Origin of the sequence: Pseudomonas sp. HB05, assembly GCF_016756915.1 — a bacterium.
Taxonomy (GTDB): domain Bacteria; phylum Pseudomonadota; class Gammaproteobacteria; order Pseudomonadales; family Pseudomonadaceae; genus Aquipseudomonas; species Aquipseudomonas alvandae.
The window spans coordinates 31,966-45,139 of the sequence record NZ_JAESPG010000014.1; the positions used below are offsets into that span (position 1 = coordinate 31,966).

The window sequence follows — 13,174 nt, forward strand, 5'->3', positions numbered from 1 at the left end:
GGGGCAATCCAGGGATGAATAGAAGTCAGAAGTTATTCGGTATGAGTCTGCTGGCGTTGGTGGTCAGCGGTTGTGCGGTCACCAGCGAGCCGATCGATCGCAGCGTCAGCGAACAGCGCGCCCGCACCGACCTGCAGAATATGTACAAGGACCAGGAGCCCCTCAGTGGGCCACTGACCTTGCACCAGGCGATGGCCCGCGCGGTGAAGTACAACCTTGAAGGCCGCTTGAAAATCATGGAAGAGGCCTTGGCCAAGCGCCAACTCGACCTGGCCAGTTTCGACATGCTGCCGCGCATGGCCCTGGATGCCGGTTATGTGGGGCGCAATAACGTCAACGCCTCCAGCAGCCAGAGCGTGGAAACCGGCACGCAGTCACTGGAGCCGTCCACTTCTCAAGATCGTGACCGTGAGGTGGCGGACCTGACCATGGTCTGGAATGTCCTCGATTTCGGCGTCAGTTACATCAGCGCCAAGCAGGCCGGTGACCAGCGGCTGATCGTGCAGGAGCGCCGGCGCAAGGTGATCAACACGATCGTCCAGGACGTGCGTTCGGCCTACTGGCGAGCCATGGCCGCCGAGCGTCTGCTCAAGCAGATCGACAGCCTGATGGCGCGGGTCGAGACGGCACGTGGCAACAGCCAGAGCATGAGCGAGCAGCGCATCGGTGACCCCGTGCAGGCCCTGGGGTACCAGCGTTCGCTGATCCAGGCCACCCGCCAGCTGGAAGAACAGCGCCGGGCCTTGTCCCTGGCCAAGACCGAACTGGCGACCCTGATCAACCTGCCGCTGGGCACCGAGCTGACCCTGGCCACCCAGGACGAATACGCCATCCCGGAACTCAAGGTCGACCTGGCTCGCCTCGAACAGGAAGCCCTGGCCAGCCGGCCGGAACTGCGCGAGCAGGATTACCAGACCCGCATCACCGCCGCCGAAACCCGCAAGGCCATGCTGCGCCTGCTGCCTGGGCTGGAGTTCTCGGCCGGCGGGCATTACGACAGCAACTCGTTCCTGGTCGAACAGGGCTGGGCCGACTACGGCGTGAAAGTCACCTGGAACCTCTTCAATGTCATCTCTGCTCCGGCGGCGATCGACGTGGCCAAGGCCGGCGAAGAAGTCGCGGCGGCGCGGCGCCAGGCCATGTCAATCGCCGTGCTGGCGCAGCTGTACGTCGCCAACGCGAACTACCGTGAAGCGCTGCGCCAGTTCAAGACCAGCCAGCAACTGTCGGACATCGACGGACAGATTGTCGGCCAACTGCGCAGCCGTCATCAGGCCGCAGGCATCGGGGAATTGGACCTGATCCAGGGCGAGTTGAACACCTTGCAGGCCGACCTGCGCCGTGACCTGGCCTACGCCGACCTGCGCAACGCCTATGGGCAGATCTTCGCCAGCGCCGGCCTCGACCCGCTGCCAAACGAAGTGCAATCGACCGAGGTGCAGTCGATTGCCACTGCGCTGGCTAACCGCGAAGCGGCCTGGGCCCAAGGGGACATCGCGGTGGCAACGCCGCCGGTGGCGCAATAACGGAGTGCTGGGATGACGCTTGCGGCGTTTTCCCGGCTGCCCGTCACGGTACACCTGCCGCTGCTGTTGCAGGCGTTGGCCGCCGTCGAAGAAGATCGTTGGCAAGGCCACTTCAATACTGCCTATCACAGCGGTAATTGGAGTGGCGTGGCGCTGATTTCGGCGGCCGATGCCTTGACCGAACTGTCGCCCGGACGCGGCAGGCCGTTGCCTCGTGCGCCCTGGCTGGAGGATGAGCGCTGGCGACAGGCGTTGCGCGATTGGCCCTTGGAAATTGTCTCGGCTCGACTGCTACGGTTGGGCCCTGGCGGACGCATCCACGAACATCGCGACTATGACCTGGGCGGGCCTGATGCTGACTTGCGCCTGCACGTTCCGCTGCTTAGTCCGCCTGACGTGGATTTCTGGCTGGACGGGCAGATCATTCCGATGAAAGCGGGTGAGTGCTGGTTCCTTGACCTGGCGCGCCCGCATCGCGTGGCTAATCGAAGTGACCGGGTGCGGGTTCACTTGGTTCTCGATTGCCGTCCCGGACCGTGGTTGGAACAGCAGATTGTCGACGGGCTGACCTCCACGCCCATCGCCGGCATCAAGCAAAGTGACTTGGACTGCTTTCAGCGGCGCGTGGAGGCTGATCCCCACCTTGCCCGGACGTTGCAAGGCCTGCAGGACCTGGACGCGTTCATTGAGTCGGCCCTGGTGTTGGGGGCGGAGCAGGGGTTTCATTTCACCCGGGAAGAACTGCGCACCGCCATGCGCACCGGTCGCCGACAATGGAGCGACCAGTGGAAGACCTGAACCTGGAGGGCTGGTTGCCGATCCGCCTATGGCAAGAGGTGGGGCAGTGGCGGGTCGATTGGTGCTGGTTCGGTGACCAACGACTGTCACAGCCATTCTTCAGCGATGCCGTCGAGCAAGCCCTGCGCTTGCCGTTCAACCAAGCCTTCCGCCGCCAGACGCCGCTGGACGCTCTCGGTCAGTGGCAACGTCAGCGCCCGGGACTCGAGCCCGGTGCGTTCATTTTCCATGCTTCCCGATGCGGCTCGACATTGATCAGCCAGATGCTTGCCCAGTTGGACGACCACATCGTTATCTCCGAGCCGCCGCCCCTGGACGCACTGCTGCGCAGTGACCTGCCGACCGCCGAACGGTGCGTGGCGCTCAAGGGCTTGATGTCCGCCTACGGGCAGCGCCGCCGAGGCGTGGAACAGCGGTTGGTCATCAAGCTCGACGCCTGGAACATCGGTGAGCTGGCGTTGCTGCACGAGTGTTTTCCCGATACGCCTTGGCTGTTCCTGTACCGCGCCCCCCTGGAAATCGCGGTTTCCCATATCCGCCGTCCCGGCATGCACATGGTGCCGGGGTTGATCGGGGCAAGCGTGCTGGACGACGGAACTCCGTTTGATGGCCAGGAGGATTATGTTGCGCGGCGATTGGGACGGCTGTTGCAGGTGGGACTGGAGCACTGCCGGGCGTTTGCCGGAACGGCGGTCAATTACGACGAATTACCCGAGGCGATGGCAGGCCGGCTAGCCGGTTTTTTCCGATTGGACACCGAACAACGCAGGCAAGCCTTATCGGCGGTGGGGCAGCATGCCAAGCAGCCGGCGCAGGTATTTGCTGGCGACAGCGAGGACAAGCGCCGGGAGGCGTCGCCCCTGTTGCGCGATCGGGTAGAACGTTGGGCACAAGCGCCTTACCAATCGCTGGAGTCGCTGAGAATGGTCGAAGCCAAGACAAAGGGCTCGGTGTCCACGCCAAAGGACTAGACTTCGAGGGAAGCGTCCCAGCCATCCGACCCTGCTCAGGAGCCCCCATGGAAACCCCGGTCCATACCCTTCCCGCCTTGTTCAAACAGCTCGGCCTGCCCGACGACGCCGTCAGCATTGACCAGTTCATCGCCAGCCATTCGCCGCTCAAACCGGATCTGCATCTGGCCGACGCCTTCTTCTGGAGCGAGGGCCAACGGCAATTGCTGCGCGACGAAATTCTTGAAGATGCCGACTGGGCAGTGGTGGTGGATCAGCTCGACGTGCTGCTGCGCAAGGGCCGTAGCGATTGAAGCGAATGCATGACCTGTGGGAGCGGGCTTGCTCGCGAATGGGTTGTATCAGCCAACGCACCCGTTAACTGACTGACCGGATTCGCAAGCAAGCCCGCTCCCACAGCTCTTCATATTCTTTTGTGCTATTAATAAATAGCTTCTTATTCCTTAAATAATATAACTCTCCTCCTTATACTCCTCCGGGAACAGACACGCAGGAGAGCAACCCATGCGCAACGAATCGATTCGCTACCTGATTGTGCCGGGCTGGCAAGGATCGCCGGAAAATCATTGGCAAACCCACTGGCAGAACAGCTTGCCCAACAGCACCCGGGTCGAACAGGCCGATTGGTTGACGCCCCGGCGAGAGGATTGGGTGGCCGCGTTGGCAGAAGCTGTCGCTGCTGATAGCACACCGGTGATCCTCATCGCCCACAGCCTGGGCTGCATCACGGTGGCCCATTGGGCCGCTACCGCGCCGGTGCAATTGCTGCGACAGGTTCGCGGTGCTTTGTTGGTCGCGCCGGCGGATGTGGAGCGGCCGGCCTGCGCTCCGGCGTTGCGCAATTTCGCACCGATCCCGACCACGTTGCTGCCGTTTCCCAGCCAAGTGGTCAGCTCCGACAACGATGCGGCGGTCAGTGCCCCACGCGCCTTGGAGTTGGCCCGCAACTGGGGCGCCGAGGCCGGGATTCTGTCAGGGGCGGGGCACATCAATGTGAAGTCCGGCCACCAGCGTTGGGAACAGGGTTTCGCTTATCTCTATCGCCTGCAAAACCGCATGGAGCATCACGCCCTGCGCCGCGCCTGAATTTTTAACGCCCTCCGTCTCCCGGCGGCCTGGGGCGGGAGCCTGCCATGAGTTTGCATGAAACCTTTGGTCAGCCCTTGCTGACCTTTCCCGATGCGGAAAAAAGCCCCCTGAGCATACGCGCCAAGGCGCTGGTGTTCGTCGATCCGCGTTCGCGGCAACTGCGCGAGGAACTGGAGCAACTGGCGCCACGCTCGGTCTCGGTGTTGATTCGCGGTGAAACCGGCACCGGCAAGGAACTTCTGGCCCGGCATATCCATCGCGAGAGTAATCGCGGCGGGTTGTTCGTCTCGGTCAATTGCGGCGCCATCAGCCCGACCTACGCCGATGCCGAATTGTTCGGCTATGCCGCCGGCAGCCATAGCGGTTCGGCCAGCAGCCGGGCGGGGTGGTTTGGCTCGGCCAATGGCGGCACGCTTTATTTGGATGAAATCGGCGACCTGCCGCTGCCGATCCAGGTCAAGTTACTGGCGGCGCTGGAGAACCACGAAGTCACCCGTGTTGGCGCGCATCAGCCCAACCCGGTGGATGTACGCTTGGTCGCGGCAACCAGCATCGACCTGGCGCAAGCGGTGGCGGCCGGGAAATTCCACGATCGGCTCTATCACTACCTGAGCGAGGGCCAACTCGAGTTACCGGCCTTGCGCGAGAGGGTGGGCGACATTTTGTCCCTGGCCGAATATTTTCTGGGCATCTACGGCCAGCGCCTTGGGTTCACCGTGCCGTTGATCAGCGAAGCGGCGCAGTATGCGCTGGAACAGCACAATTGGCAGGGCAATACCCGTGAGTTGGAAAACGTCATTCATTTTGCGTTGTTGGTGAGTGCCGGTGATGAGATTTTGCCGCAGCACCTGAACCTGCCTTCCCAGCCATCGACGCTGGAATCGATTGAGCGGCAGGTGGCGCAGGTCATCGCTCGGGGTTCGGAAGCCGAGCGTAAATCGCTCAAGGCGCTGCTCGATCAATGGGGCCAAACACTATAGCTCGGGACCCGCTCAACTGTGGTGAGGGAGCTTGCTCCCGCTGGGCCGCGCAGCGGACCCAAGATTTTTTGCGGTCGCTGCGCAACCGAGCGGGAGCAAGCTCCCTCGCCACAAGAGCGGCGTTTTTCCTATATGAGTAAAATGAATATGAACTTGAATAAAAGATATTGTTAAGGCATAAAAAATATCGGTATCTTCCGCATCACGTCAGCGATAGCACTTCGCTGGCACCTCACTTTGGCCGTCGTCGATGACGACAGTGATTTTCGATAAGGACACTGCATGAAAAAGGTTCTGTTGTTCACCGCATTGGCGGCAGCCCTGACCTCGGGCCTGGCCCAGGCCGCGGAGAAACTGGTCGTTGCTGCCACCCCGGTACCCCACGCCGAAATCCTCGAGCTGATCAAGCCAGCCCTCGCCAAAGAAGGCGTGGATTTGCAGATCAAGGTGTTCACCGACTACGTTCAGCCCAACGTACAAGTTGACCAAAAGCGCCTGGACGCCAACTACTTCCAGACCCTGCCTTACCTCAAGAGCTTCAACGAAGGCAAAGGTACTAACCTGGTGACAGTCATCGGCGTGCACGTCGAACCGTTTGGCGGCTACTCGAAAAAGGTCAAGAGCCTGGCTGAGCTGAAGGACGGCGCAACCATCGCCATCCCTAACGAAGGCAGCAACAGCGGCCGCGCCCTGATCCTGCTGCAGAAGGCTGGCCTGATTGAGCTCAAGGATCCGAAAAACGCCCTGGCTACGCCGAAAGACATCGCCAAGAACCCGAAGAACTTCAAGTTCAAGGAACTTGAATCGGCCATGTTGCCGCGCGTGCTAGACCAGGTTGACCTGGACATGATCAACACCAACTATGCCTTGGAAGCAGGTCTGAATCCGGCCAAGGATGCACTGGTAATCGAGGGTGCGGATTCGCCTTACGTGAACTTCCTGGTGGCCCGTCCGGACAACAAGGACAGCCCGGCCATCCAGAAACTGGCCAAGGCCCTGACCAGCCCGGAAGTGAAAGCGTTCATCGAGAAGAAATACAGTGGCGCGGTACTGCCGGCGTTCTGATTCTCCCGATAAAACCCTTCACGGTTTCAAACGCCGACGGCTGATACAGCGTCGGCGTTTTTTTATGCTCAAACAAAGTACTTTGGAAGTGATCACCTGTGGCGAGGGAGCTAGTCCGGCCAATGCCACGCTGGCTCATCCAACGCGCGCTGCCCGGCAATCCCGGTCTGCCCAAAGTCCTTTTCCAGCACGATGCAATTGCAGTCCTCGTCCTGTTCCAGCGTGGCAATCAGGCGCGTGGCGTGGGACACGACCCAGACCTGGCAACTGGCCGAGGCTCGGATGATCAAGCGTGCCAGGGCCGGCAACAGGTCCGGGTGCAGGCTGGTTTCCGGCTCGTTGAGCACCATCAGTGACGGCGGTCGCGGCGTGAGCAGGGCGGCAACCAGCAACAGATAGCGCAAGGTCCCGTCCGACAGTTCTGCGGCGGTCAGTGGCCGCAGCAGGCCGTGCTGTTGGAACGCGATGGCGAAACGTCCACCTTGCAGCTTGTCGATCTGCAGGTGAGCGCCCGGGAAGGCATCGCCGATGGCGGCATGCAACGCCTCGAAGTCGCCTATCTCAAGGATCGTCTGCAGCGCGGCGGCGAGGTCGCGGCCATCGTGGTGCAACACCGGCGTGCGGGTGCCCAGTTGCGGTTGGCGCACCGGGGCGTCGGCGTCGCTGCGAAAGTGATCGTAGAAGCGCCAGCGGCGGATGAACTCGCGCATTTGCAGCACCTCCGGCGAGGCACGCAGGCTGCCGACCTGGTCGAACAGGCTGTCGAAGGTCGGGGTGTGCTGGGACAGGACATCCCAGGAGCGCCCCTCGCGGGCCCGGACCATCGGCCCGTTGCGGTCCACCAGCAGGCTGGCCGGTCGAAACATCGGGCCGGCCCAGATGCATTCACGCTTGATCTCCGGGTCCAGGGAGAAAGCCGAGCGACTGGGCTCCGGCAGGCCCAGGGCGATCGAATAGCTGAAGTCTTCAGCGGCGAATCCCAGGCGCAGGCGCTTGGTGCCCTGACGCACAGTCGCCTGGACAGGTACTTCGCCGTTGCGCATGCGCCGGCTGATGTCTTCCGGGCCGGCCCAGAAGGTCGAGTCCAGGCCTCCTTCCCTGGCAAGCGCATTGACTACACCGCCTTGTGCCGTTTCCGCCAGCAGCCGAAGGGCGCGATACAAATTGGATTTGCCACTGCCCTTGGGGCCGGTGATCAAGTTCAGCCGGCCCAGTGGAATGACCAGTTTATTGATGGATCGGTAGTTGGCCACTGCCAGGGTCTTGAGCATGCGAATTCCCTTCGTGCATGGATGTCTGAGACGAGTCTGCCCGATTGCCGTGCATTCGGTGAACCCTGTTCTAAGCTCACAGTCGTATCGTCACTGGTACGTCGGTACAACGCAAAGGAGTCTGCATGACTGGTCCTGGAATCAAATTGATTGTTGGCTTGGGCGTGTGTGCGTTGTTGACGGGGTGTGGTGACAAGAAACCCGAGGAAAAAGCCTTGCCCCGGGTGTTCATCCAACAAGCCACACCCAGCGAGTACGCGGCCTCGGTCACGCTGACCGGCGATGTCCAGGCCCGGGTGCAAACCGATCTGTCGTTTCGTGTGGGCGGCAAGATCATCGAGCGCAAGGTCGACGTCGGCGACCGGGTCTCGGCCCGGCAAGTGCTGGCCCGGCTCGATCCTCGCGACTTGCAGACCAACGTCGATTCCGCCGAAGCCCAGGTGGCCGCCGAACAGGCGCGGGTCAAGCAGAGCGCGGCGGCCTTCGTTCGCCAGCAGAAACTCTTGCCCAAGGGCTACACCAGCCAGAGCGAATACGACACGGCCCAGGCGCAATTGCGCAGTAGCCAGAGCGCGTTGACGGCGGCCCAGGCCCAATTGGCCAACGCCCGCGAACAGCTCAGTTATACCGCGCTCATTGCCGAGGTGCCCGGCATCATCACGGCGCGCCAGGCCGAAGTCGGCCAGGTGGTCCAGGCCACGGAGCCGATTTTCAGCCTGGCCCGGGACGGCGAGCGTGACGCGGTGTTCAACATCTACGAATCACTGCTGCGCGAACCGCCCTCGGACCCGCAGATCACCATCAGCCTGCTGGACAACCCGGCCATCAAGACCACCGGCACGGTGCGCGAGATTACCCCGGCGGTGTCCGCCGAGACCGGTACCGTGCAGGTCAAGGTCACGCTCAATGATTTGCCTGAAGGCATGCGCCTGGGGTCGGTGGTCAGCGCCACGGCCAAATCCGCCGGCAAGACCGCCGTGGAATTGCCTTGGTCGGCACTGACGAAGAACCTCAGCGAGCCGGCCGTGTGGTTGGTGGACGGCGAGGGCAAGGCGCAGTTGCAGACGGTCACGGTCGGCCGCTATTTGACCGGCAAGGTCATCATCAGTGACGGGCTCAAGGGCGGCGAGAAGATCATCATTGCCGGCGGGCAATTGCTCCATCCTGGCGTGCGCGTCGAAGTCGCCGAAAACAATCACGACAAAGCCCCGACAGGAGCCCAGCCATGAAGCGCCTGTGGATGGTTTCGGCCGGCCTGCTGCTGGCCGCCTGTTCGAAAGAAGAAGCGCCGCCGGAGCCGATCCGACCGGTGTTGTCCATCGAGGTTCGGGCCCTCGACCAACAGGCCCTCGGACGCTTCGCCGGGAATATCCAGGCCCGCTACGAAACCAACGTGGGGTTCCGGGTGCCGGGCCGTATTGCCAGCCGCAACGTCGATGTCGGTGCCGAGGTGAAGAAGGGCGACTTGCTCGCGACCCTCGACCCCACCGACCAGCAGAACCAGTTGCGCGCCGCCCAGGGCGACCTCGCGCGAATCCAGGCGCAGTACATCAATGCCCAGGCCAACGCCCGTCGCCAGCAACAATTGTTCGACCGTGGCGTTGGCGCCCAGGCGCAACTGGACGTCGCCCAGACCGATCTGAAAACCACCGCAGCATCCCTGGAGCAGGCGCGGGCCTCGGTTGAGCAGGCCCGTGACCAGCTCAACTACAGCGAACTGCACACCGATCATGACGCCGTCGTCACGGCTTGGACTGCCGAGGCCGGGCAAGTGGTGACCGCCGGCCAGCAGGTGGTGACACTGGCCCGTCCGGACATCAAGGAAGCGGTGATCGACTTGCCTGCCGGGTTGGCCGAACGCCTGCCGGAGGACGTGGTGTTCGAAGTCGCCGCGCAACTCGACCCGGCGACCCGCACCACGGCCATCGTGCGCGAGATCGAACCCCAGGCGCAAAGCGCCACCCGCACGCGACGCGCACGCCTGACCCTGACCGATACACCGCCAGGATTTCGCCTGGGCACGGCCATCAGCGTGACCCTGAGCTCGGCCATCGAACCGCGCATCGAGTTGCCGCTCAGTGCGCTGCAGGAAGTGGATGGCAAGACGCGAATCTGGCTGGTCAACCCGCAGGACCAGACGGTTTCGCCCCGGGACGTACAGGTGCTCGAACGGTCGGACGACTCGGTGTTGGTGGCCAACGGCATCAAGCCCGGCGACCGCGTGGTCAGCGCTGGCGTGAACAGTCTCCAGCCGGGGCAAAAAGTGAAACTCGACGAGGACGCACGATGAAAGGGCCTTTCAACTTATCGGAATGGGCCCTGCGGCATCAGTCATTCGTCTGGTACCTGATGTTCGTCGCGCTGCTGATGGGCGTGTTCTCCTACATGAACCTGGGCCGCGAGGAGGATCCGTCGTTCACCATCAAGACCATGGTCATCCAGACCCGCTGGCCTGGCGCGACCCAGGAAGAAACGCTCAAGCAGGTCACGGACCGCATCGAGAAAAAACTCGAGGAGCTCGATTCCCTCGATTATGTGAAGAGCTACACCCGGCCCGGTGAGTCCACGGTGTTCGTGTACCTGCGCGATACCACGGGCGCCAAGGAAATCCCGGAGATCTGGTACCAGGTCCGCAAGAAGATCAACGACATCCGCGGCGATTTCCCCGAAGGCCTGCAAGGTCCGGGATTCAACGATGAGTTCGGCGACGTCTATGGCTCGGTGTACGCCTTCACCGGCGACGGCCTGTCGATGCGTCAGTTGCGCGATTACGTGGAGCAAGTACGCGCCGAGATCCGCGACGTGCCTGGCCTGGGCAAGGTGGAGATGGTCGGCGAGCAGGACGAAGTGCTGTACCTGAACTTCTCCACGCGCAAACTCGCGGCCCTGGGCATCGATCAACGCCAGGTGGTGCAGAGCCTGCAATCGCAGAACGCCGTCACCCCGGCCGGGGTGATCGACGCCGGGCCGGAGCGAATTTCCGTGCGCACGTCGGGGCAGTTCCAGTCGGAAAAGGACCTGGCCAACGTCAACCTGCGACTCAACGATCGCTTCTATCGACTGGCTGACATCGCCGATATCCGCCGTGGTTATGTCGACCCCGCCACACCGATGTTCCGCTTCAATGGCACGCCGGCCATTGGCTTGGCCATCGCCATGAAGAAGGGCGGCAACATCCAGGAATTCGGCAAGGCGCTGCACGCGCGCATGGATGAACTGACCGCCGACCTGCCGGTGGGCGTCGGCGTGCATACGGTGTCGGACCAGGCCGAGGTGGTGGAGGAAGCTGTCGGCGGTTTCACCAGCGCGCTGTTCGAGGCGGTGATCATCGTGCTGGTCGTCAGTTTCATCAGCCTCGGCATCCGGGCCGGGCTGGTGGTGGCCTGCTCGATTCCGTTGGTGTTGGCGATGGTATTCGTGTTTATGGAATACAGCGGCATCACCATGCAGCGGATCTCCCTCGGCGCGCTGATCATCGCCCTCGGGCTGCTGGTGGACGACGCGATGATCACCGTGGAAATGATGGTGACCCGTTTGGAAAAGGGCGACAGCAAGGACCAGGCCGCCACGTTCGCCTACACCTCGACCGCTTTCCCCATGCTCACCGGGACCCTGGTGACCGTGGCCGGTTTCGTGCCCATCGGCCTGAACGCCAGTTCGGCGGGCGAATACACCTTTACCCTGTTCGCGGTGATTGCCGTGGCGATGCTGGTGTCATGGATCGTCGCGGTGCTGTTTGCGCCGGTGATCGGTGTGCACATCCTCAGCGCCGACGTCAAACCCCACAGCGCCGAGCCGGGGCGGATCGGCCGGGCGTTCAATGGCGGCCTGCTGTGGGCGATGCGCAATCGCTGGTGGGCCATCGGGATCACGGTGCTGCTGTTCGCGTTGGCGGTGTTTTGCATGCGCTTCGTGCAGAACCAGTTCTTCCCGTCTTCGGACCGCCCGGAGATCCTGGTGGACCTCAACCTGCCGCAAAACGCCTCGATGGACGAGACGCGCAAAGCGGTCGACCGCCTGGAAGCGACCCTCAAGGATGACCCGGACATCGCGCGCTGGAGCACTTACATCGGCGAAGGCGCCATTCGTTTCTATCTGCCGCTGGACCAACAGTTGCAGAACCCGTACTACGCGCAACTGGTGATTGTCAGCAAGGGCCTGGAGTCGCGGGCGGCGCTGACCGAGCGCTTGCAGAAACGCCTGCGGGAAGATTTCGTCGGCATCGGCAGCTACGTGCAAGCGCTGGAAATGGGCCCGCCGGTGGGACGGCCGATCCAGTATCGGGTCAGCGGCAAGGACATCGACCAGGTGCGCAAGCATGCGATCGAGTTGGCGACCGAGCTGGACAAGAACTCGCACATCGGCGAAATCATCTACGACTGGAACGAGCCGGGCAAGGTGCTGCGCATCGACATCGCCCAGGACAAGGCGCGGCAGTTGGGGCTCTCTTCGGACGACGTGGCCCGGCTGATGAACAGCATCGTCAGCGGCTCGCCGGTGACCCAGGTCAACGACGATATCTACCTGATCGACGTGGTAGGGCGCGCCGAAGACGCCGAGCGTGGTTCGCCGGAAACCCTGCAGAACCTGCAGATCGTCACCCCGGGCGGCACGTCGATTCCGCTGCTGGCCTTCGCCACGGTGCGTTATGAGCTGGAGCAGCCGCTGGTGTGGCGTCGCGACCGCAAGCCGACCATCACCATCAAGGCCGCCGTGCGCGATGAAATCCAGCCCACGGACCTGGTGAGGCAGTTGCAACCGGACATCGACAAGTTCGCCGCCAAGTTGCCGGTGGGCTACAAGATCGCGACTGGCGGTACGGTGGAAGAAAGCAGCAAGGCCCAAGGACCTATCGCCAGCGTGGTACCGCTGATGCTGTTCTTGATGGCGACGTTCCTGATGATCCAACTGCACAGCGTGCAGAAGCTGTTCCTGGTGGCGAGCGTCGCGCCGTTGGGCCTGATCGGCGTGGTGCTGGCGCTGGTGCCGACGGGCACGCCCATGGGCTTCGTGGCGATCCTTGGCATCCTTGCGCTGATTGGCATCATCATTCGTAACTCGGTGATCCTGGTGACCCAGATCGACGAGTATGAGCGTGACGGCTACGAACCCTGGGACGCGGTGGTGGAAGCCACCGAACACCGACGCCGGCCGATCCTGCTGACGGCGGCTGCGGCGAGCCTGGGGATGATCCCGATTGCCCGCGAAGTGTTCTGGGGGCCGATGGCCTATGCGATGATCGGTGGGATCATTGTCGCCACGTTGCTGACGCTGCTGTTCCTGCCGGCGCTGTACGTGGCCTGGTACAAGATCCGCGAGCCGAAGCGTGATTGAAGCGCGTGCAGACCTTGTGGCGAGGGAGCTTGCTCCCGCTGGGCCGCGAAGCGGCCCCAATAAGGCCTGCTGCGCAGCCCATCGCGAGCAAGCTCGCTCCCACAGGGATCTTTAGTGAACACATATTCTGTGAGCAACAA

At 62.6% G+C, this 13,174-nt stretch carries 11 protein-coding genes; 10 read left to right on the top strand and 1 reads right to left on the bottom strand.

What is annotated here, in order from left to right; all coding sequences use genetic code 11:
• Positions 1-14: 14 nt before the first annotated feature.
• The 7 genes from JMN22_RS14220 (at position 15) to JMN22_RS14250 (ending at position 6,429) form a co-directional block, all read left to right on the top strand.
• Positions 15-1,526 carry a TolC family protein gene (locus JMN22_RS14220; protein ID WP_181290289.1) on the top strand — a complete coding sequence of 504 codons (1,512 nt, stop codon included), beginning with the start codon at positions 15-17 and terminating at the stop codon, positions 1,524-1,526.
• 12 nt (positions 1,527-1,538) lie between these two features.
• Positions 1,539-2,324 carry an aspartyl/asparaginyl beta-hydroxylase domain-containing protein gene (locus JMN22_RS14225; RefSeq protein ID WP_198797018.1) on the top strand — a complete coding sequence of 262 codons (786 nt, stop codon included), beginning with the start codon at positions 1,539-1,541 and terminating at the stop codon, positions 2,322-2,324.
• Positions 2,312-3,295: a sulfotransferase family protein gene (locus JMN22_RS14230; protein ID WP_198797019.1), complete on the top strand. Its 984-nt coding sequence runs from the start codon at positions 2,312-2,314 to the stop codon at positions 3,293-3,295. Before JMN22_RS14225 ends, JMN22_RS14230 begins: the two co-directional genes overlap by 13 nt.
• A 47-nt stretch (positions 3,296-3,342) precedes the next feature.
• Positions 3,343-3,588: a DUF2789 domain-containing protein gene (locus JMN22_RS14235; RefSeq protein WP_181290286.1), complete on the top strand. Its 246-nt coding sequence runs from the start codon at positions 3,343-3,345 to the stop codon at positions 3,586-3,588.
• A gap of 211 nt (positions 3,589-3,799) precedes the next feature.
• Complete coding sequence (locus JMN22_RS14240) at positions 3,800-4,381, top strand: alpha/beta hydrolase (RefSeq protein WP_198797020.1); 582 nt, start codon at positions 3,800-3,802, stop codon at positions 4,379-4,381.
• A 47-nt stretch (positions 4,382-4,428) separates the two neighbouring features.
• A complete protein-coding gene (locus JMN22_RS14245; protein ID WP_198797021.1) occupies positions 4,429-5,364 on the top strand; it encodes a sigma 54-interacting transcriptional regulator in 936 nt (311 codons plus the stop codon).
• Between the two features lie 282 nt (positions 5,365-5,646).
• Positions 5,647-6,429, top strand: coding sequence for a MetQ/NlpA family ABC transporter substrate-binding protein (locus JMN22_RS14250; protein ID WP_198797022.1), 783 nt, complete (start codon positions 5,647-5,649; stop codon positions 6,427-6,429).
• 110 nt (positions 6,430-6,539) lie between these two features.
• Here the strand turns inward: JMN22_RS14250 and JMN22_RS14255 are convergent, their stop codons facing one another.
• Positions 6,540-7,700 (bottom strand): AAA family ATPase, encoded by a 1,161-nt coding sequence (locus JMN22_RS14255; RefSeq protein ID WP_198797023.1) that lies wholly within the window; start codon positions 7,698-7,700, stop codon positions 6,540-6,542.
• A gap of 125 nt (positions 7,701-7,825) precedes the next feature.
• Between JMN22_RS14255 and JMN22_RS14260 the strand changes: the two genes are divergently transcribed.
• Genes JMN22_RS14260 through JMN22_RS14270 form a run of 3 tightly spaced genes read left to right on the top strand, consistent with a single transcriptional unit; the run spans position 7,826 to position 13,034 of the window.
• Entirely contained in the window at positions 7,826-8,929 is a 1,104-nt protein-coding gene (locus JMN22_RS14260; RefSeq protein WP_198797024.1) for an efflux RND transporter periplasmic adaptor subunit, read from the top strand.
• Positions 8,926-9,990, top strand: coding sequence for an efflux RND transporter periplasmic adaptor subunit (locus tag JMN22_RS14265; RefSeq protein WP_030140539.1), 1,065 nt, complete (start codon positions 8,926-8,928; stop codon positions 9,988-9,990). The genes JMN22_RS14260 and JMN22_RS14265 overlap by 4 nt, the downstream gene beginning before the upstream one ends.
• Positions 9,987-13,034, top strand: a complete 3,048-nt coding sequence (locus JMN22_RS14270) for an efflux RND transporter permease subunit (protein ID WP_198797025.1) — start codon at positions 9,987-9,989, stop codon at positions 13,032-13,034. The genes JMN22_RS14265 and JMN22_RS14270 overlap by 4 nt, the downstream gene beginning before the upstream one ends.
• Positions 13,035-13,174 lie beyond the last annotated feature (140 nt).